19 protein-coding genes are annotated in these 19,257 nt (G+C 54.4%); 10 read left to right on the top strand and 9 right to left on the bottom strand.

All coding sequences use genetic code 11. The annotated features are described in order from the left end of the window. Positions 1–163: 163 nt before the first annotated feature. Complete coding sequence (locus tag MELB17_RS13945) at positions 164–2,113, bottom strand: sigma-54-dependent Fis family transcriptional regulator (protein WP_007350919.1); 1,950 nt, start codon at positions 2,111–2,113, stop codon at positions 164–166. Between the two features lie 410 nt (positions 2,114–2,523). On the opposite strand from MELB17_RS13945, the gene MELB17_RS13940 reads away from it, so the two are divergent. After that, positions 2,524–4,326 (top strand): flavin-containing monooxygenase, encoded by a 1,803-nt coding sequence (locus MELB17_RS13940; protein WP_036184820.1) that lies wholly within the window; start codon positions 2,524–2,526, stop codon positions 4,324–4,326. A 93-nt stretch (positions 4,327–4,419) separates the two neighbouring features. On the opposite strand, the gene mmsB is transcribed toward MELB17_RS13940, so the two are convergent. The 5 genes from mmsB to MELB17_RS13915 form a co-directional block, all read right to left on the bottom strand. Further along, positions 4,420–5,307 carry a 3-hydroxyisobutyrate dehydrogenase gene (gene mmsB / locus MELB17_RS13935; RefSeq protein ID WP_007350917.1) on the bottom strand — a complete coding sequence of 296 codons (888 nt, stop codon included), beginning with the start codon at positions 5,305–5,307 and terminating at the stop codon, positions 4,420–4,422. Positions 5,308–5,387: 80 nt separating this feature from the next. Then, positions 5,388–6,458: an enoyl-CoA hydratase/isomerase family protein gene (locus tag MELB17_RS13930; RefSeq protein WP_007350916.1), complete on the bottom strand. Its 1,071-nt coding sequence runs from the start codon at positions 6,456–6,458 to the stop codon at positions 5,388–5,390. A gap of 33 nt (positions 6,459–6,491) precedes the next feature. After that, positions 6,492–7,292 (bottom strand): enoyl-CoA hydratase, encoded by an 801-nt coding sequence (locus tag MELB17_RS13925; RefSeq protein ID WP_007350915.1) that lies wholly within the window; start codon positions 7,290–7,292, stop codon positions 6,492–6,494. 34 nt (positions 7,293–7,326) lie between these two features. After that, positions 7,327–8,493: an acyl-CoA dehydrogenase family protein gene (locus tag MELB17_RS13920; RefSeq protein ID WP_007350914.1), complete on the bottom strand. Its 1,167-nt coding sequence runs from the start codon at positions 8,491–8,493 to the stop codon at positions 7,327–7,329. Between the two features lie 71 nt (positions 8,494–8,564). Continuing rightward, a complete protein-coding gene (locus MELB17_RS13915) occupies positions 8,565–10,058 on the bottom strand; it encodes a CoA-acylating methylmalonate-semialdehyde dehydrogenase (RefSeq protein ID WP_007350913.1) in 1,494 nt (497 codons plus the stop codon). A gap of 186 nt (positions 10,059–10,244) precedes the next feature. On the opposite strand from MELB17_RS13915, the gene MELB17_RS13910 reads away from it, so the two are divergent. The 8 genes from MELB17_RS13910 to MELB17_RS23280 all read left to right on the top strand — a co-directional run bounded on the left by MELB17_RS13910 (position 10,245) and on the right by MELB17_RS23280 (position 16,010). Next, positions 10,245–11,120: an AraC family transcriptional regulator gene (locus MELB17_RS13910; protein ID WP_007350912.1), complete on the top strand. Its 876-nt coding sequence runs from the start codon at positions 10,245–10,247 to the stop codon at positions 11,118–11,120. A 132-nt stretch (positions 11,121–11,252) separates the two neighbouring features. Next, positions 11,253–12,053 carry an MBL fold metallo-hydrolase gene (locus MELB17_RS13905; protein ID WP_007350911.1) on the top strand — a complete coding sequence of 267 codons (801 nt, stop codon included), beginning with the start codon at positions 11,253–11,255 and terminating at the stop codon, positions 12,051–12,053. 199 nt (positions 12,054–12,252) lie between these two features. Beyond that, positions 12,253–12,987, top strand: a complete 735-nt coding sequence (locus MELB17_RS13900) for a YebC/PmpR family DNA-binding transcriptional regulator (protein ID WP_007350910.1) — start codon at positions 12,253–12,255, stop codon at positions 12,985–12,987. A gap of 18 nt (positions 12,988–13,005) precedes the next feature. Beyond that, a complete protein-coding gene (locus MELB17_RS13895) occupies positions 13,006–13,752 on the top strand; it encodes a glutamine amidotransferase (protein ID WP_007350909.1) in 747 nt (248 codons plus the stop codon). A gap of 389 nt (positions 13,753–14,141) precedes the next feature. After that, positions 14,142–14,306 carry a hypothetical protein gene (locus MELB17_RS24630; protein ID WP_007350908.1) on the top strand — a complete coding sequence of 55 codons (165 nt, stop codon included), beginning with the start codon at positions 14,142–14,144 and terminating at the stop codon, positions 14,304–14,306. 2 nt (positions 14,307–14,308) lie between these two features. Then, positions 14,309–15,169, top strand: a complete 861-nt coding sequence (locus tag MELB17_RS13890; RefSeq protein WP_157133308.1) for a DMT family transporter — start codon at positions 14,309–14,311, stop codon at positions 15,167–15,169. Positions 15,170–15,267: 98 nt separating this feature from the next. Beyond that, on the top strand, positions 15,268–15,501 hold the full coding sequence (locus MELB17_RS26175) for a PhzF family phenazine biosynthesis protein (RefSeq protein ID WP_007350906.1): 234 nt from the start codon (positions 15,268–15,270) through the stop codon (positions 15,499–15,501). Between the two features lie 11 nt (positions 15,502–15,512). After that, positions 15,513–16,010, top strand: a complete 498-nt coding sequence (locus MELB17_RS23280; RefSeq protein ID WP_007350905.1) for a PhzF family phenazine biosynthesis protein — start codon at positions 15,513–15,515, stop codon at positions 16,008–16,010. Positions 16,011–16,058: 48 nt separating this feature from the next. On the opposite strand, the gene MELB17_RS13880 is transcribed toward MELB17_RS23280, so the two are convergent. Together MELB17_RS13880 and MELB17_RS13875 are read right to left on the bottom strand one after the other, a co-directional pair. Then, positions 16,059–16,511 carry an ACT domain-containing protein gene (locus MELB17_RS13880; protein WP_007350904.1) on the bottom strand — a complete coding sequence of 151 codons (453 nt, stop codon included), beginning with the start codon at positions 16,509–16,511 and terminating at the stop codon, positions 16,059–16,061. A gap of 179 nt (positions 16,512–16,690) precedes the next feature. After that, positions 16,691–17,344 carry a class I SAM-dependent methyltransferase gene (locus MELB17_RS13875; protein WP_007350903.1) on the bottom strand — a complete coding sequence of 218 codons (654 nt, stop codon included), beginning with the start codon at positions 17,342–17,344 and terminating at the stop codon, positions 16,691–16,693. 182 nt (positions 17,345–17,526) lie between these two features. Between MELB17_RS13875 and rluF the strand changes: the two genes are divergently transcribed. Next, entirely contained in the window at positions 17,527–18,480 is a 954-nt protein-coding gene (gene rluF, locus MELB17_RS13870) for a 23S rRNA pseudouridine(2604) synthase RluF (RefSeq protein ID WP_007350901.1), read from the top strand. A 66-nt stretch (positions 18,481–18,546) separates the two neighbouring features. Here the strand turns inward: rluF and MELB17_RS13865 are convergent, their stop codons facing one another. Next, on the bottom strand, positions 18,547–19,245 hold the full coding sequence (locus MELB17_RS13865; RefSeq protein ID WP_007350900.1) for an SDR family oxidoreductase: 699 nt from the start codon (positions 19,243–19,245) through the stop codon (positions 18,547–18,549). Between the last annotated feature and the right edge of the window lie 12 nt (positions 19,246–19,257).

Below are 19,257 nucleotides of genomic sequence, written 5' to 3'. Positions count from 1 at the left end.
TGGCACGACCAACAGGCCCCACACTGCCGGGTCGGGCAGACCAATAGTCCATACCATCAGCCCGGTGGTAATGCCCACTAGCAGGAAATAGGTTAAAGCTTACCTGCACCGCTGAATTGGCGCATTACGGTTAAACAACAGCTCGCCCACTTCGATCAAAACCTTACCGCTTGCCTAAAAACCGTGGTTGCTCAATATCATGGTGCTGCAGCCACCGATATATGGTGGGCCGGGACACATCGAAACGCCGGGCCACTTCGGTAATGTTCCACCGATAGGTTTCAAGTGCCACCAGCAGACAACGCCGCCTATCAGGGCTTTCGCTCGGCTCTGTGGGCACAGACACACTCTTTTGCTTCAAACAAGCTTCTGGCAAATCTTCGGCGGTGATTTCGTGGTTATCACAGGTGGCTTCCGCAAAGGCCAAAGCGTTAACCAATTCACGAATATTTCCTGGCCAGTGGTACGCCAGCATGGCACTCATGGCGTCGGCCCGAATGTGAACATCCTGGACTTGACCCTGCTTTATAAGCTTTCGCAATACACTGTTAATAACATGCTGGCGATCGGCTCTCTGGCACAGCGAGGGCAATTTTAAAGTCGCGCCGTTCAAGCGATAGTATAGGTCAGAGCGGAAAGCACCCGACTGAATCAGCTGCTCAAGGTTCTGATGCGTTGCAGCCATGAAACGGCAGTTCACCCGAATCGGTGCCTCTGCGCCAACCGGAAGAACTTCGCCTTCTGCAAGCACCCGCAACAGCCGCGTCTGTAAATGCAGGGGCATGTCTCCGATTTCGTCCAGAAACAGTGTTCCACCTTCTGCCTGTTGAATCAGGCCGCGCATGCCTTTGGCACGCGCACCGGTAAATGCTCCAGCCACATAGCCGAACAACTCACTTTCAATCAGGGATTCTGGAATTGCCGCACAGTTAACAGCGATGAACGCGCCGCTCGCGCGGCTGCCCGACTGATGTATGGCCTTGGCCAGAACTTCTTTGCCAGTACCCGTTTCACCAAGAATCAGTAGCCCGACATCGCGGTTCCGCAGGCGCTTGGCCAACGAAAGGGTACGCCGCATAACCGGGTCGTCTGCGGCCAGCTGGTCTAACTCCGGCACGCACTCGTCGTTACTGGCCTTTACGCTGCCGGAGTAATCGGCCGGTTTGGCTTTTGGTTTGATCAGTGTGGCAAACAAGGTGTCTTTATTGGCGTAATGCCTGAATGCCTTGACCTGATCATCGTGATCGTAAGGAATGCTCCAGATATCTCGAAGATCGCATTCAAACAATTCGGTCACCCCGGAAACCCCATCGATAAGGCCGGCGGCATTTTCGGGCATGAGCGAGCGCCCTGCCGTATTGGCGGCTTCGATGCGACCAGCTTCGTCAATCGCAAACAGATACTGGCCATTAACCTGGACAAACTCGCGGGAAACGCCGCAGCGCAGAACGGTCTGATTACGGTAGCGTCGTAAAAAATAAGCGTCTTCAATCAAGCGTGCATAAAGCTGGGTTAAGTGCAGTGCGAAAGTCTGGCTCTCACGGGCATTTGGCGAGTCCAGGGCCGATATGTCGAGCACCGCAAGCAAATCACCGGAAGGGTCACGAATCGGCGCCGACGTGCAGGTAAGGCTGATGTGCGTTGCATCGAAATGATCAACCCGGTGGCAGGTCAACGCTTGCTGTTCCTGAATGCAGGTGCCCACAGCGCAAGTGCCGGCATACTGCTCGTTCCAATCGGCACCTAGATAAAGCCCGGCTTTGCGCAAACGACGGTCGTAGCGTCGGTCGCCAAGGTATTGAACGGTAATCCCCCGGTGGTCGGTCAACAGCACCACGTAACCAAGGCCCGCAATAATCCCGTAAAGCTGGTCTACCCCTGCCCGGGCCACGTTCAGGAACTCGTCCACCGAATCCTGATGCTCGCGCAAGGTCTGCTGCGTAACAATGCGAGCGCTGCGCGGCCGGCTCGGGTCCATGCCGTAGTCTTCAATACAGCGTTTCCAGGATCGCCCAATCAACTCGGCGCTTGGCGTTAACGCAGGGTAAGAGCCTTTCTCTGAAAAGTTCAGAATTGAATGAATATGACGACTCTGCGCCAGCTGATGGGTCATAACAGGCCTCGCGATGCTGTGCTCATTTTGTTGTTGTTGACAACGGATATAAAGGCAATCAATAAAGAGCATAGACCCCACAACGCCATAACGACATGCTTCGTTAGTACTCTCTACTGGCAATCTCTACAGCCCCCTGCGTTACACCTGTAACACCACTGAACTCTGCGATGTTTCAGGTGTAACGCCAAAACCTTCTCTAATCCGCTCACACACCCAACCCCCACACAGTTAAAAAAATTTATTTTATTATTTTCAATAACTTATATTTCCCAGAGTTTTCTAAAAAAACTGGCATGCCTGCTGCAACCTGAAGATTGTCATGAAAGGATAAATTCCTGCAGTGGGTGCCAGGCACCCCGGTAACAAAAACAATCTAACACCGGAAGGCTACGATGACGGAGACCAAGATGACTGAGAACAAAGTGACAGCGACCCAACAAGCCCGGCAATGGCTTGACAGCTTTGAGGAAACCCTGAATTCGGATAACCCCGCGCAAGCCGCCGATCTGTTCGAAGACGGTGGTTTCTGGCGCGACCTGGTCACCATGACCTGGAATATTAAAACAATGGAAGGGCGCGGAGCCATTCGCGACATGCTCAGCGCCACGGCCAAGCGAACCCAGCCCGCAAACTGGCAGGTTTCCGAAGAGGCGACCGAACAGGATGGCGTGATCGACGCCTGGGTCACCTTCGAAACCGTTGATGCCATTGGCAAGGGCCATCTGCGCCTACGCAACGGCCATGCATGGACACTGCTGACAACCATGCAGGAGCTGAAGGGATTTCCGGAGAAGCGCAAATTCCACCGCGCCAAGGGCGCAGAGCACGGCGCCAGCAAATCCCGTAAATCCTGGCTCGAAACCCTGCAAGACGAGCAGCAGGAATTAGGTTATAGCCGCCAGCCTTACTGCGTCATTATCGGCGGCGGCCAGGGTGGTATTGCCCTGGCCGCCCGGTTGAAGCAACTGGACGTGCCCACCATTGTCATAGAACGCAGCGCCAAAGCCGGTGACTCCTGGCGCAACCGTTATAAGTCCCTGTGTCTGCACGACCCGATATGGTACGACCACCTGCCTTATTTACCTTTCCCCGATCACTGGCCCGTTTTCGCACCAAAAGACAAAATTGGTGATTGGCTGGAAATGTACACAAAAATCATGGAGCTCAACTATTGGAGTTCTACCGAATGCACCGCAGCCCGCTATGACGAAGCCAGTAAAGAGTGGGTAGTAGACGTGGTTCGTGATGGCGAAAAGGTGACCCTGCGCCCGCAGCAGCTGGTGCTGGCCACCGGCATGTCCGGCATCCCGAATATTCCCGATATTCCAGGTATGGACACGTTTGAAGGCGAGCAACATCACTCCAGCCGGCATCCCGGCGGCGAAGCCTTCAAAGGTAAAAAGTGCGTGATTCTTGGCGCCAATAACTCCGCTCACGACATCTGTGCGGCGCTTTGGGAAAACAGCGCTGACGTGACTATGATCCAGCGCTCATCGACTCACATCATCAAGTCGGACACCTTGATGGATGACGTTCTTGGCGGGCTCTATTCGGAACAGGCGGTTGCCGATGGCATGACAACGGAAAAGGCTGACCTTACCTTTGCGTCTGTACCTTTCCGAATCATGCCTGATTTTCATATTCCGGTTTACCAACAGGTGGCCGAAAAGGACGCCGATTTCTACGGACGGCTGAGAAAAGCCGGATTTATGCTGGACTTCGGTGACGACGGTTCTGGTCTGTTCATGAAGTATCTTCGTCGGGGATCGGGTTACTACATTGATGTGGGTGCGTCAGAGTTGGTCGCAGACGGCGAGATAAAACTGAAAAGTGGCGTCAGTATCGAACACATCAACCCACGTTCTGTGACCCTGACAGACGGCACGGAGTTGCCTGCTGACCTGATTGTTTACGCCACCGGTTTTGGCTCTATGAACGGCTGGGCGGCACATATTATTTCTGAAGAAGTTGCTGACAAGGTGGGCAAATGTTGGGGTATGGGATCGGACACCACCAAAGACCCAGGCCCGTGGGAAGGTGAACTGAGAAACATGTGGAAACCCACGCAACAGAAGGCTCTGTGGTTCCACGGCGGCAACCTGCACCAGTCCCGGCATTATTCGCTGTATCTGGCGCTGCAGCTGAAAGCGCGTAAAGAGGGCCTTGATACGCCAGTTTATGGACAGGAATCGGTACATCATTTGTCTTGATTAACCACCAGGACTGGCCGTAAAGGTCAGCCCTGGTTATTTCCTGCCGGTTGCTCTCTACCGGATACTCTCTACCCGTTAAACTCTGCTGGTTTACTCTGGGCTGTAAAGCCGCTGAATACTGGAAAAATCCAGATCTGCATTTCCCTGCCCCGCGTGAAGCGAGAACAGGTTACGAGCCAGTGAGCCCATGGGAATCGACGCCTGGTTTTTCACCGCGTTGTCGAACGCCAGGCCTAGGTCTTTGGTCATCAGCTTTACCAAAAAACCGCCTTCGTAGTTGCGTGATGCCGGCGCTGCTTCCATCACTCCCGGCCAAGGGTTATACACATTCAACGCCCAGTTACCGCCAGAGCTTTGCTTCATGATTTCCGACAGTACGGCTGGGTCCAGCCCGTTTTTAACACCCAGAGCCAGAGCTTCGCTGGTGCCCGCCATCAAGATGGCCAGCAGCATGTTGTTGCAGATTTTGGCCACCTGCCCAGAACCGTGTTCACCAGCGCGAAAAATGTTCTTGCCCATGTCCTGCAGAATGGGCTGGGCAGCCGCGTAATCGACCTCGGAGCCACCGCAGATAAACGTTAGCGTGCCGGCCTTTGCGCCACCGACGCCACCGGACACCGGTGCATCCAGAAAGCGGACTTTGTGCTCTGAGGCTTGCGCCGCTACTTTTTTGGCGGTTTCCGGGGCAATGGTCGAGGAATCAATCACCAGGGTGCCTTCCGGCAGAGCTGCCAGTAAGCCTTCAGCGCCCAGATAAACCGCTTCTACGTGCTGGCCAGCAGGCAGCATAGTGATCACGCACTCAGCGCCTTTAACGGCTTCATGAGCGGTGTCGGCGCTGCTTGCACCTTTGGCCTTCAGCGCACTGACGGCGTCTGCCGACAAATCAAACACGGTGACCTGGTGGCCGGCTTTCAACAGATTGCTGGCCATTGGGCCGCCCATATTACCAAGGCCAATAAATGAAATAATTGCCATCGTATTTCCCTCTTTTGTTTTAGTGCGGCTTCTTTTGTCAAGTGCTGTTAAGTGCCCTGCTCATGGCGGCTCTAACAAGCTCAAACAAAAAAGCCGTTAACCCAATCGTTATCGATATCCGCAAGGGTGGCGTAACGCCACCTTGGTTGCTGGTCTTTGTCGATCAGCAAAGCCCGCACGCCCTCGGCAAACTCACCTTTGCTAAGGCAGTTGGTGGACAGCAGCAATTCTTTGTCAAACACCTGCTTCAAGCCATCCAGGCGGCAGCGGTGCATGTGTTCCCACACCAACGCACAAGCCACCGGCGACGTTGCCGCGAGCGGCTTCACAGCTTTGGCCAGCCAGCCATCGCCCGACGCCAGTTCCTTCAACTGGGCAATGGCCTGCTCCAGGGTGTCGGCGTCGGTGGCGCGGTTGATCTCATCAAAGTGATCGCGAACGGGTGAAGCAGGCTGGGCATCGGCGCTCTGTTGCTCAAACTGACGCAATACCGAGCCTACGACCTCATGGCCATGGCGGCTTTGCCAGTTGGCTCGAGTCAGCTCGGCAACCACCTGAGCTTTCAAATCGTGCTTTATAAAACGATCAGCCATGCCGGTGAACAGCGCATCGGCGCCGTTCATACGGGCGCCCGTGAGGCCCAAAAACAGACCGGTGCGGCCGGGGCAGCGATTGAGAAACCAGCCGCCGCCCACATCCGGGTAAAGCCCGATGGTGGTTTCAGGCATCGCCAGTTTTGAGCTTTCGGTCACTACCCGATGGGAAGCGCCCTGCATAATGCCCATGCCGCCGCCCATCACAATGCCGTGGCCCCAGCACACAACTGGTTTGGGGTAGCTGTGAATCAGGTAGTCCAGTTCATATTCTTCGGTGAAGAACGCCTTGCCGATATCAGCACTTCCGGCCTCCGTCATACTGCGATACAGAGCAACGATGTCGCCGCCGGCACAAAACGCCTTGTCGCCTTCGGCTTCCAGCCAAACAGCGCATACCCGTTCATCTTCAGCCCAGGCTTTCAGCTGCGGCGTCAGCAGGCGAATCATTTCCAGTGACAGAGAGTTCAGCGAGCGCGGCGTGTTCAGGCGTACGACTCCGATAGCGGCGTCGTCTGCGGTTTGCCACTGCTCAAATACAATCGGTTGATCACTCATGGTGAATCCTTTGGCCCATGTGTCGGATTGGCGTTAGCGGTTTTTCCACTGCGGCTTTCGCTTGCCTAAAAACGCATTGACACCTTCTTTCTGGTCTTCAGTAGAAAACAGCTCGATGAACAGTTCCCGCTCCAAGCGCCAGCCGTCCTCATGGTTATGACCGTCGCGCACGTTCATGATCAGATTCTTACAGCGAGCAATGGACGACGGGCTTTGCTTGCAAGCGCCTTCTGCTAGCTCCAAAGCTTTCGCCAAGCTTTGGCCGGTGGGAACCACTTCTTCCACCAGACCAATGCTGAGAGCTTTGTCGGCTTTCAGGCGCTCACCACACAGAATCATGCGCTTGGCCCAACCTTCGCCCACCAACCATGGCAGGTTTTGAGTGCCGCCTGCGCAGGGCAGCAGGCCGACGGCTGCTTCTGGCAGAGCCATTTGCGCGTGCTCTTCAGCAATACGGATATCACAGGCCAACGCGCATTCCAGGCCGCCACCCATGGCGTAACCGTTAATGGCCGCAATGGACACGCCGCGGAAGTGGGTTAGCGCGGCAAACGCTGCGCCAAAAGCTCGGGACATATCTGTGGCGCGGGCAATGTCGCCGTCGGCAAAGGCATTCAGATCCGCTCCGGCAGAGAAGAATTTGTCGCCTTGGCCGGTAACCACCAACGCAAAAATATCTTTGTCAGCGTTCAATTCAGCGATTGTGTGTTGTAATTTACTCAACGAATCGCGGGTCCAGGTGTTCGCCGGTGGGTTGCTGATCGTCAGCACGGCAATGTGGCCGCGCTTTTCCAGTTGCAGCTTATCGCTCTTAAAATCGAGTGTGTCGCTCATAAGATCTCCGCAATGTGATGTTGAATGGCTTGCGCTACTGAATCGCTTCCGCGACGCCCTGCTCCAGAATGCGGCGAGCCACAATCAGGCGCATGACTTCGTTGGTGCCTTCCAAGATCTGGTGCACCCGCAAGTCCCGTAGGTATCGCTCAAGGGGGTATTCCCGAATATAGCCGTAGCCACCGTGCAGTTGCAGGGCGTCGTTGACCACGTCGAAACACACGTCGGTGGCAAAACGTTTGGCCATGGCGCAGTGCAATGTGGCTTCAGGGTCGCCGTTGTCTAATTTGAACGCGCCCAGGCGCACCATTTGCCGCGCTGCAACCAGATTGGTGGCCATATCCGCCAGTTTAAATTGCAGAGCCTGAAACGCCGCCAGCGGTTTGCCAAACTGGGCGCGGGCGTGCATGTAGTCACGGGCACGCAGCAACGCCGCCTGGGCACCGCCCAGGGAACAGGTGGCAATGTTCAAGCGGCCACCGTCGAGGCCCTTCATGGCAATGGCAAAGCCTTCGCCTTCGGCGCCTAGGCGGTTGGTGACCGGCACCCGAACATTTTCCAGTGTGACCGAGCGGGTCGGTTGGCTGTGCCAGCCCATTTTTTTTTCATTCTTGCCATAGGACACGCCGTCGGCGTCCGCCGGAATCAAAAACGCAGAAATGCCTTTGGCACCGCTGTCCGGGCTGCCGGTACGAGCCATCAAAATCAGCACATCGGTCGCGCCAGCACCGGAAATAAAAACCTTGCTGCCGTTGATGACATAATCGTCACCATCCCGTTCTGCTTTGGTACGCAGGCTTGCTGCATCGGACCCTGCGCCGGGCTCGGTCAGGCAATAAGACGCCAATTTCTCACCGCTGGCCAAGGTAGGCACCACATTCTGCCTGACCTCGTCTGTGCCAAAACTGGCCAGCATCCAGGTCGCCATGTTGTGAATGGTAATGAAGGCTGCAGTAGAGGGGCAGGCGGCGGCCAGCTCCTCTACAATCACCGCGGTGTCTTGGCGCGAAAGCCCCATGCCACCAAAGGCTTCCGGCGTGTAGAGCCCGCAGAAGCCCATTTCTCCCGCTTGTCGAAGCACATCTTTTGGAAAAATGCTTTCTTCGTCCCAGTGCGCAGCGAAAGGCGCCATGGATTTTTGCGCGAATGCCCGCGCTGCCTCACGAAACGCCTGCTGATCTTCAGTCAGGTCAAAGTTCATAGCTGGCTCCTGCTCGTATCCCGCCTGCCTGACTGGCAAACTTGTGCGTCAGACAGACGGGCCACTGCGAATCAACGCAACTGAATAGAGAAGTTGGCTTCGGTGCTGGTGGCTTCTGAACTGAACCAGCGCGAGGTGACGGTTTTGGTTTCGGTGTAGAAACGCACGGCCTGCTTGCCGTAAGCATGCTGATCACCGTAGAAAGAACCTTTCCAGCCGGTGAACGAGAAAAACGGCAGGGGCACCGGAATGGGGATATTCACACCCACCTGGCCAACTTCAATTTCGTGCTGGAAGCGACGGGCTGCACCGCCAGAACCGGTAAAGATAGACGTACCATTGCCGTAAGGGCTGCGGTTAATGAACTCGATGGCTTCGCCCAGGGAATCTACTTCGGAACAGCACAGCACCGGGCCGAAGATTTCTTCGTTGTAAATGTCCATTTCGCTGGTCACACCGGCGAACAGTGTAGGGCCTACCCAGTTGCCATTCGGCAAACCGTCCACCGTGCAATTGCGGCCGTCCAGCAGCAGCTGGGCACCCTGGGCTTCACCCGTTGCGATCAGCGCCTCGACCCGCTCTTTGGCTTTCGGGCTGATAACAGGGCCGTAGCTGGCACCGGAATCGTTCCAGGCACCGGGGCGCACTTTTGTCATCGCTTCTTTTAATTGCGGAATCCACTGCCGCGCTTCGCCCACGAATACCGCAACCGAGATGGCCATGCAACGCTGACCTGCCGCGCCCACGGAGGCGCCTACAAGAGCGTTGAGCACCTGCTGCTTGTCGGCATCCGGCATGATAACCATGTGGTTTTTAGCACCTGCGAAAGACTGCACACGCTTCATATTGCGGGTGCCGGTTTCATAGATGTAGCGCCCAACAGGCACAGAACCAACAAAGGAAATCGCTTTAACGGCAGGATCGTTCAGCAGGGTATCTACCTGCTCTTTACCACCGTGAACGACCTGTAAAACGCCCTTGGGCGCGCCGGCCTGTTCGAACAACTCAGCAAGACGTGTCGGTGTCAGGGGATCCTGTTCCGACGGCTTCAGAATAAAGGTGTTACCGCAGGCAATGGCCATGGGGAACATCCACAGGGGAATCATTGCGGGGAAGTTGAACGGAGTAATACCCGTGCATACGCCCAAGGGCTGAATCCAGGAATGAGTGTCGACTTCGCGGGCCACGTTTTCAACAGTTTCGCCCATCATCATCGACGCTACGTTGGCGGCGTGCTCAACCACTTCGATACCGCGCCACACATCGCCCTTTGCATCATCAAACGTTTTGCCGGTTTCCTGGGCCAGGATTTCGGCAATTTCATTGTGATGTTCTTTCAGCAACGCCTGATAACGCAGCATCACCCTTGCCCGCTCTGACACTGGCACTTCTTTCCAGGTTTTGAAGGTTTCAGCCGCAAAATCGATGGCCTTGCGCATCTCTGCAGGCGTGGTACTAGGGGCCCTGGCGATGACTTCATTGGTGGCGGGATTGGTCACGTCAATCCAGCTGTCGGTCTGGCTTTGAACAAATTCACCTGCAAGGTACAGAGGGACATTTTTCATGGGGCGGATCCTGCGTGTTGTGTAGATCAAGAGTTTTGTTGTTGTGCAAATGTTGAGCGATGCCGGATTATCGTGCTGATTAGCTCAAGCGTGTCATTCAGACTAGCACGGTAATTGGGGCCGTGTGATTGACTAAGTTTCGCCAATAATGGACTATCTTTCGATCACGAAAAGCGGGAATTCCATATGGCCCTAACGTCGCAATGGCCGGCGGCGCCCGACAGCGTGCGCTACTTGCTACCCGAGCCCAGTATTCAACTTCTAAGCTCGCACCCGCTTACCCGCGAGCTCTATCCCATCGCTTTCGGCCACTATCGGCGGGCGAGCGGGCACCACATGCACCGGGAGCAGCCTGCGGATCATTTGCTGATCTATTGCAGCGATGGCCAGGCTTTTCTTAATGTGAATGGCGAAGCGTTTACCGTTAGCGCGGGAGACCTGGTGTTGCTGCCGGCCGGCACTAGCCACCGTTATACCGCCGATCCGGCTAACCCCTGGACGATTCATTGGGTACATTACACCGGCCCGTTAGCCGATGCTTTTACCGGCCACATGGGATTCGACCAGCAAACACCGCTGCTTTATATCGGCCGCCAGCCAAGGCTGTTGGTGGATTTCAACGGTTTGCTGTCGGTGCGGCAAACCGGCTTTCGCACCAGCGGATTGATTCACGTTGCCAATCGCCTGCGCCAACTGCTGGCGGCAATACCCATGATTGCGGAACACAGCGAACAAGACGCCGGTCCCGATCTGGAAGTGTTGAATAATTACATGCGGGAAAACCTGGAACAAAGGCTGACACTGGATCAGCTGGCGGAATTGGCTGGTTTGTCACCGGCGCATTTCGCTACCCGCTATCGCGAGCGCACAGGCATTTCACCCATCCAGCACTTTTTGCGTTTGAAAGTGGAGCGCTCTTGCCAGTTGCTGGATAGCACAACGCTGCCGTTCGCGGCTATAAGCCGCCAGTTGGGCTACGATGACGCCTACTACTTTTCACGACTGTTCAAGAAAATCATGGGGAAATCACCGCGGGATTATAGACACACCGCACGGCACTAAATTGCGGATTAAGATACGCTTGCAAAATATTAGTAAGCGGCTGTTACGAAATTGATCTGGGGCAACGCTCTGTTTTGATTGATTCCGTAAGCTCCGGGGGACCATTTAATGAGCGTCTTTTAGGAGAATAACATGGCCGCAGAACCCATTGTGCTGTTCGATAACGGGCACCACAAATGCTTGATGTTTGATTCGCTGGTTATTGGTGAGGGCGTTCAATCAAACCAGTTTCTGCTGGTAGATGGCAAACACGAAGCTCTGATTGACCCGGGTGGCGATCTTACCTATACGCCGCTGGCCGTGGCTGCATCGCGTTTCATGAATATTCGCGAATTGGATTACGTATTTGCATCACACCAGGACCCGGATATTATTGGCGCTATTGACCGTTGGCTGGTGCACACCCGCGCCAAAGTGGTGACATCCAAACTATGGGCTCGCTTCCTGCCTCACCTGGTGTCTGAACATGTGGCTAAACTGGCGGGCGGCAACGTTTATGATCGCATTATGGCGATACCGGATGCCGGAGCGAATGTTCGCTTTGGAGACACTTACGTTCAATGTTTACCCGCCCACTTCATGCACTCGGTGGGTAACATTCAGTTTTACGATCCGATCGCGAAAATTTTGTTTTCCGGGGATTTAGGCGCGTCTATAGGCGGCACCGATGAACACCTTCCGGTAACCGATTTCGACAAGCACATTCCTTACATGATGGGCTTTCATCGCCGTTATATTGCCTCGCAGAAGGTATGCCGCCTGTGGGCCAATATGATTCGGGAAATGGATGTACGGGCCATTGTGCCCCAGCATGGCAAGCGCTTTGAAGGCCCGGAAATGGTGGAACGCTTTCTGAACTGGGTCAGCTCGGTAGAGTGCGGTATCGACCTTGTGACTCAAGATAATTACCGCCCACCGGTAGATTACGCCTAAAAGGAATAAACACTGTTCGATCCCTGCGTTGTCCAGTAAAATTCTGCGCTCTTAAAAGAGTTTCAACGGGGTCCAAAAAGAGTTTCAACGGGGCCCAAAAACAGTTTCAACGGGGCCCAAGAGAGTTTCAACCGAGATTTAAGAGAGTTTCAACCGAGCTTAAAAAGAGCTCCACCCTGCAATCAACGAGGCAGCGCACATGGGCAGAGCCTATCAGAACCGCAAACAATCCATGGCCAAAACGGCCGACGCCAAGACCAAGGTTTACAGCAAGTACGGTCGTGAAATCTATATGTCGGCGAAATCCGGCGGCACCGACCCTGACGGCAACCTGTCTCTGCGCGGGCTGATCGATCGCGCCAAAAAAGACCAGGTTCCCAGCCACGTTATTGAAAAAGCCATCGACAAAGCCCACGGCGGTACCGGTGAAGATTACTCACCAGCGCGCTATGAAGGCTACGGCCCGGGTAATTGCATGGTGATTGTGGACTGCTTGACCGACAACCCCAACCGCACCTTTGGTGATGTGCGCCTGGCGTTTACCAAAACCAAAGCCAGAATCGGCACGCCGGGCACCGTTGCCCACATGTTCGACCATTGCGCGATTTTTGCCTTCAAGGGGCAAGATGAAGACGCTGTTCTAGAAGCGTTGATGGATGCGGATGTAGACGTAACCGACATCGAAATGGAAAACGAACTGATCACTGTGTTCGCGCCCCACACCGAATACGCCAAAGCCCGCCAAGCGCTAGTAGACGCGTTCGAAGGCATTGATTTCGACGCTGACGACATTCAGTTTCTTGCAAAAACCACCACAGAGGTGAGCGGTGACGACATTCCGATGTTTGAGAAATTTATGGATATGCTGAATGAGCTGGACGATGTTCAGACCGTGTTCCACAACGCGGAACTGCCGCAGGAACAAACATCCTAAGCAGGGATCTTTTCGGCTATGACTGCTCCGCTCGCTGACACTCGCAAGCCGCGCGTTATCATTGTAAAAACCGGCGAAACCTACCCACAGATTCGCGAATGCTGCGGCGATTTCGAATCCTGGTTTGTTCGCGGACTGTCTTCGGCGCTGAAACTGTCTGTGGTGAATGTGGTGGCCGGCGAATCACCGGGCGAACCCACAGACTGGGACGGCATTGTGATCACCGGCTCCCCGGCTATGGTGAGCAACCGCGACCTTTGGAGCGAGCGAACCGCGCAGTGGCTGGCCACTGCGGTAGCCGCCAAGGTGCCAGTGCTGGGCGTGTGCTATGGCCACCAGCTGTTGGCCCACGCCCTCGGTGGCACGGTGGGTTACCATCCTGAAGGCCGTGAAAGTGGCACTCATACCGTTACACTTACAGAGTCAGCCGCAAGTGACGCTCTGTTTGGCACCATGCCCTCCCAGTTTTCAGCCCAACTAACTCACAAGCAGTCGGTGTTGAGTTTGCCGCCACAGGCGGTGCTGTTGGGTACTTCGGATTTCGAGCCGCATCAGGCTTTTCGGATTGGTGAATGCGCCTGGGGTGTGCAGTTTCATCCGGAGTTTACCGATGAGGTGATGCGCGCTTATCTGGCGGTTCAGGCTTTGGATATAGAGTCTGAAGGAGGCGATGCGGCGGCTTTACTGGCCGCGGTTAAACCGGCGCCGGAAGCCAGCAGCCTGCTGCAGCAGTTTTCGGAATTGGTTCTTTCTGGGCGGTTTTAGAGTCTGATTTGGTGCTTGTGCGGGTGGGGCAAGATGATTTGAAAACCGCCCGCAAGTACATCCCTGTAGGGCTTCACTGCAGCCATCCATGGCTGCAGACATTTTCCAATCACCTTGCCCCACCCTCCCTTTCAGCATTGAACTTTGCGTCGACAACACCTAAAACAAGCACGTACTCCGGCGGAACAGTGTTCAGCCGAAGATATTGCCCTTACCCATTCGGCTCAGGGGATCCTAATCGCCGCGCCGAGCGCGCGTCCGCTCGATTCCGCGACGGTTTTGAGCCGAGCGGCGTCATGCAAAGTGGTCGTCACGGTTGAAGAGGACAGTGCACAGGGGAGCTCGGAAGCACAGTTTCCAAGCTCTTGGCCGAACACGGCGGTAAACTGATGCTGCGGCTTGAAGTAGTTGAGTTTGCGCCGACCGGCAGTGCAGACGAAATTCTTATTCACTTCCAGCTCGATGCAGCTGGTATTTTCACTTCGGTGGTAGATTTTATGGAGCGCACATTCACTGGTCAAAGAACAATTCTGCATAGTGGGCTTACGCGTTGAGTTTGGCCATTGTAATATTCGGCGTGCTGGGCGCTGCGCTGCTACACGCAATCTGGAACACTATCGTTAAAGGGCATTCTGACAAACTTACGATGATGCTTACCATCGCCATCGTACAATTCTCAATAGCTGTGATGATGGTTCCTTTTCTTGGATATCCTGTTCCGGAAGCATGGGTTTGGTTGAGCTTGGCAGCTGTGCCGCATACAACATATAAAATCGCTCTGGCAAAGGCCTATGAACTTGGCGAGATGACTAAAATCTATCCAATATCGCGCGGGTTCAGTATTGTATTGGTCACATCCGTAAGTATGTTGGTTTTTCAAGAAGAATTAACAGGTGTAATGCTTCTAGGTATCCTAATTATCGTTCTTGGTACTTTCGGTCTATCAGTGCCTGAAAGTAGCAGTGCTGTCCGGCTTAGTGGTGTTGCCCTAACTTTGTGTCTAGGAGCCGGATTGAGCGTAGCCGCATACACAATGCTCGACGGGGTCGGGGTTCGAGTCGGTGAAAATGCGACCACTCTCAAGTCCATCGCTACTTTTGCAGCTTGGCTTTTTATACTTGATGGATTGGGCATGATGACCTTCATGTTCCTTTATCGTGGCCGGTCCGCGTTTATAGCAGCAGTCGAAACCCGGGGCCGTGGCTTGCTCGCCGGTTTCGCAGCTTTTGCATGTTTTTGGATCGCGATCTGGGCGTTCGCCCACGCGCCTATTGCTTTGGTAGCAGTGCTGCGCGAGACCAGTGTTTTGTTCTCTTTGATCCTTGGCAAACTTTTCCTCTCCGAAAAAATAGGTGTTCGCCGTTCATTCTTTGCGCTAGTCACGTTTTTTGGAATTGTTATCCTACAATTTTCTTAGATTGAAACTGTTATATGGCGTTGTTGCGGAATTCCAGCCGGAGGCCTAATTGACTACTTCCTCATCCGATGTATGCAGCAACTCCAAAGGAGAAAAAGATGGAAAGCTATGAGTACTACCCTATCCGTATTTTCACTCCAAACATGGAGCTTCCTTTTGCCGGGCACCCGACGGTAGGGACTGCGCATCTGTTGGCGGAGCTAGGTATGGCTATGCGCGACAGGCCGCTCACACTCGACGCCGGGCCTTTAGTCGTGGCCTACGACAAAAACCTAACCCGTTTCACTGTAGCGGCACCAATACACATCCAAACCAGTACTCTAAAAAAGTAACCGCAGCTCAGTTGCTTGGACTGGAGCCGGAAGAAGTGGTCAGCAAGCCAGTACTTGCTTCGTGTGGACTCCCGTACCATCTGATTGGGCTTGAATCGTTAAAAACGCTCGGACGCGTTCAACTCTCGCCAAGTATTTGGTCGGAAAACATATCACCCAGCGGCTGCGATCAAATTTATCTCTATGTGGCCGAGAATGCCTCAAGTGCTGAAAGCTTCCTGCGTGCCCGTATGTTCAGTGACGAGGGAGGGCAGCGAGAAGATCCCGCCACCGGAAGTGCCGCCGCAGCCTTGATTGGCATGCTGGCAGTTGACGAAAAGATCCCTGGCTCACGGCGCTGGAAAATCAGCCAAGGCGTAGAAATGAACCGGCCGAGTCTCATCTTTGCTGAGACCGAATATGATAATAATAGCCCGGTGATTCGTATTGCTGGTCAAGCGCTGATTGTTGGTACTGGTATAATTGGGAAACTCCCTTCTTTGACTTCGCGCTCAACCAAGAAATTTTAACAGTCGAGTTTGGGATTTTACTCGAACTGTTCTGACCAAAGCCTGTCGCTACTCGTTAAACTCGCTTAACGCGAGCAAAGCCTGCTCTGCCTTATCGTACGGCACAAATACATGGTCGTGATAATACGCGGCAATCACATTTGCACTAATACCTTTTGAGGCTAGCTTTGCCGATACGGCAGCTGTTAAACCGACCGCCTCAAGACTTGAATGAACCGTTAATGTAATTTGGCGAAAAGAACTTTCGTACTTTAAACCTGCGTTTTGGGCCTGATGTTTTAGTAGCACCAACGTTAAACCTTCTAGCTCCAAGAACGTAGCCACTGGTCTTAAATGAGCATAATTGCTTAGTTCACCGACAACAGTACAAAACACAAATTCATCATTCGTCATTCTAGGCTTCATAGCGCTAAGCAATTGGTCAAGCTCCTTGACTCCTGACATGTTCACCTCTTTTTTTTCTACCTGATTTAACGCTAAAGAGCGAGAAGCGGTCAGCATCACCCCGGCAGCTTGTACCCAAGATTACAGCTGCTTGTTCCCCCTGTCTTCTCGCTCCACTAAAGCGTGATTAGCCCAAAATCCGCTGGCCTGGTATAGACCGCGTGAAGCAAATGCATCTATTTTCATCCGTTGAGCAACCGGCGCCTCATTTCACTCAACGCCACGCTCATACCTCCTCATTCTGCTTTGGTAAAAATGGCCACATCCTTTCTCGGTACCTCTAAGCTCCACTGATGCTGTTTCGCTATCAACTCCAGTGTTTCTTCTTTATAAAACACCACATGAGTGGGATCACGCCGGTAATGCCAGCTGGCAAAGCGGGTGTCGTCCGTCTGAAAACAGGTCATCACCGCCAGCAAACCGCCAGGTTTTAACAGGCCATCCAGCTGGCGCAAGACCGCCGCAGGCTGGTGCAAGTGTTCCAGCACTTCCGTGCAGGTGATGAAGTCGTATTGTTGCTGCAAGACATCAGGCTGCGGATGAAAGAACGGATCGTACAGCGCCATGGTCATACCAGCTTCCTCCAGCATGGCAGCCAGCGCCGGGCCAGGACCACAGCCGAAATCCAGGCCGTGAGCTCCGCGGGGAAGTCGGGCCAATAAGGGATCTGCTACCTTAGACAGGAAACGACGATAACCGGAATCACCCGGGTTGTTGTCGTGGTATTGGTAGATGGCTTTTTCCTGCTCGGCACTTAAACGACCGTCAGGATTCATCACGGTGCATTGGCATTCCGGGCAGCGCAAATAGTGCTGTTTTTTGATGGCCTGGAAGTGCTGTAACTCGGCCTGCTCGCAGACAGGGCAAATTATTGAAAGCGTTGAGGGCATGGGGCGATTCTAGGTGGTTTAAGCGGGCGCTATCGGGTAACAATGGCAGAGGCGGGTATTCACGTCCAGCGCTCTGGTTAACACTCTGGCGATTAAACCCTTGCCTGCTGTCGGCTGCTACCGGCGCGCTCGCCTGTTATGATGCACGGCTTAACTGAACCCACACCCAGCCGGTGCCCTGCATGACCCAGTCTTCTTCCACACGCCTGAACAAATACATCAGCGAGAGCGGCATTTGTTCGCGGCGCGAGGCCGACCGATACATCGAGCAGGGTAATGTGCGAATCAACGGCAAGCGCGCCAGCGTTGGCGATCAGGTATTGCCGACGGACACGGTCATGGTCAACGGCCAAATCATTGAGCCCCGTGCTGAGGAAGATCAGGTATTCATTGCTCTGAACAAGCCGGTGGGCATTGTCAGCACCACCGACAGCGCCGAGCGCGACAATATTCAGCGCTTTGTCGGGCACACAGTGAGAATTTTCCCTATCGGCCGGCTAGACAAGGATTCTCAAGGGCTGATTTTTATGACCAGCAACGGCGATCTGGTCAACAAGATCCTGCGTGCGGGTAATAATCACGAGAAAGAGTATTTGGTCACCGTTGATAAGCCCATCACCAAGACCTTTATTGATGGTATGGCCGGCGGGGTCCCGATTCTGGGTACGGTTACAAAAAAATGCCGGGTGTCGCAGGAGTCGCGCTTTGTGTTCCGCATTGTTCTGGTACAAGGCCTGAACCGGCAGATTCGACGCATGGCGGAACATTTTGGCTTTGACGTAACGCGCCTGGAACGCCAGCGCATTATGAATATTAGCCTGGGCAATCTGCCCGTAGGCCAATGGCGGGATTTAACATCGAAAGAACTGGCGGTGCTGATGGACAGCATTCGGGATTCGTCATCGGATGCCCCAGCTGCGCCTCAAAAGCCCGCCGGTAAGACGAAGCCAGCCAATGCTCCGGCACAAAAGCGCGAGAGCCACAAACCACGCGCCGGCAATAAGACCCCTCCCCGGCCAGGCGCCAAATCTGCAGGACAGCCCGGCGGACGGCCAGATAACCGCCCCGGCTCAAAGCCTGCGGCGCGGCCAAAATCCAAGCCGAAGAAACAGCGCCAGCGCAGCACTAAACGCTAACGCAGGCTTTTATCTGTTTTCTCTATCTGCACTATTTTCGGCCATCTTTCCGGCACTATTTTCGGTCTACGCGTCTTTGATCGCAGGCGTAGGCCGCACCAGTATTTCGTTAACGTCTACATGTGCCGGCTGGGCCACGGCGTACATGACCGCGTTGGCAATGTCGTCTGGCTGCAGCGCGTTGTCTGGCTGCTGGTCAAAGAAGGGTGTGTCTACCATGCCCGGCTCAATCAGGGTTACTCGAATACCGGAGCCCCGCAGTTCTTCGCGAGCGCCATAGCCAATGGCCGACACTGCCCACTTGGTGGCGCTGTACATAGATCCTGGAATGGTTACCCGTCCCGCGGCAGAGCCCGTCAATAACAAGTGCCCACGGCTCTCCCTCAGCGCTGGCAGGCAATGCTGCACAGTCAGGCCAACACCGTAGATGTTGGTCAGAATCATGTCTTTCCAGACTTCCGCATCTGCACCACTGAAGCCACCGGGCTCACCCCCGCGGCCGGCGTTGGCGAATACGGCATCGATGCGACCAAAACTGGCCAGCGCCTTTTTCACCATTTCACGCTGATCTGTGTCGCTTTGCACGTCGCAGCGCACCGTTAATACCTGCTCTTTACCGCCCAGTTCCTGTTGCAACTTGTGCAGTTTAGCTTCCGAACGAGCCGCCAGTACAAGGCGATAGCCCTGTTTGGCCGCTGCCCGTGCGGTAGCCGCCCCAATACCTGAAGATGCGCCTGTAATCAGCAGTACGGGTTGATCGCTCATGATTCGTTTCAC

Origin of the sequence: Marinobacter sp. ELB17, from assembly GCF_000169375.1 — a bacterium.
Classification (GTDB): Bacteria; Pseudomonadota; Gammaproteobacteria; order Pseudomonadales; family Oleiphilaceae; genus Marinobacter.
This window is presented reverse-complemented; position numbering and strand designations above follow the sequence as displayed.

What these genes read in the sequence shown, in the direction of transcription:
- MELB17_RS13945 (WP_007350919.1), bottom strand. Translation starts at nt 2,113, where the DNA reads ATGACCCATCAGCTGGCGCAGAGTCGTCATATTCATTCAATTCTGAAC.
- MELB17_RS13940 (WP_036184820.1), top strand. Translation starts at nt 2,524, where the DNA reads ATGACTGAGAACAAAGTGACAGCGACCCAACAAGCCCGGCAATGGCTT.
- mmsB (WP_007350917.1), bottom strand. Translation starts at nt 5,307, where the DNA reads ATGGCAATTATTTCATTTATTGGCCTTGGTAATATGGGCGGCCCAATG.
- MELB17_RS13930 (WP_007350916.1), bottom strand. Translation starts at nt 6,458, where the DNA reads ATGAGTGATCAACCGATTGTATTTGAGCAGTGGCAAACCGCAGACGAC.
- MELB17_RS13925 (WP_007350915.1), bottom strand. Translation starts at nt 7,292, where the DNA reads ATGAGCGACACACTCGATTTTAAGAGCGATAAGCTGCAACTGGAAAAG.
- MELB17_RS13920 (WP_007350914.1), bottom strand. Translation starts at nt 8,493, where the DNA reads ATGAACTTTGACCTGACTGAAGATCAGCAGGCGTTTCGTGAGGCAGCG.
- MELB17_RS13915 (WP_007350913.1), bottom strand. Translation starts at nt 10,058, where the DNA reads ATGAAAAATGTCCCTCTGTACCTTGCAGGTGAATTTGTTCAAAGCCAG.
- MELB17_RS13910 (WP_007350912.1), top strand. Translation starts at nt 10,245, where the DNA reads ATGGCCCTAACGTCGCAATGGCCGGCGGCGCCCGACAGCGTGCGCTAC.
- MELB17_RS13905 (WP_007350911.1), top strand. Translation starts at nt 11,253, where the DNA reads ATGGCCGCAGAACCCATTGTGCTGTTCGATAACGGGCACCACAAATGC.
- MELB17_RS13900 (WP_007350910.1), top strand. Translation starts at nt 12,253, where the DNA reads ATGGGCAGAGCCTATCAGAACCGCAAACAATCCATGGCCAAAACGGCC.
- MELB17_RS13895 (WP_007350909.1), top strand. Translation starts at nt 13,006, where the DNA reads ATGACTGCTCCGCTCGCTGACACTCGCAAGCCGCGCGTTATCATTGTA.
- MELB17_RS24630 (WP_007350908.1), top strand. Translation starts at nt 14,142, where the DNA reads ATGCTGCGGCTTGAAGTAGTTGAGTTTGCGCCGACCGGCAGTGCAGAC.
- MELB17_RS26175 (WP_007350906.1), top strand. Translation starts at nt 15,268, where the DNA reads ATGGAAAGCTATGAGTACTACCCTATCCGTATTTTCACTCCAAACATG.
- MELB17_RS13880 (WP_007350904.1), bottom strand. Translation starts at nt 16,511, where the DNA reads ATGCTGACCGCTTCTCGCTCTTTAGCGTTAAATCAGGTAGAAAAAAAA.
- MELB17_RS13875 (WP_007350903.1), bottom strand. Translation starts at nt 17,344, where the DNA reads ATGCCCTCAACGCTTTCAATAATTTGCCCTGTCTGCGAGCAGGCCGAG.
- rluF (WP_007350901.1), top strand. Translation starts at nt 17,527, where the DNA reads ATGACCCAGTCTTCTTCCACACGCCTGAACAAATACATCAGCGAGAGC.
- MELB17_RS13865 (WP_007350900.1), bottom strand. Translation starts at nt 19,245, where the DNA reads ATGAGCGATCAACCCGTACTGCTGATTACAGGCGCATCTTCAGGTATT.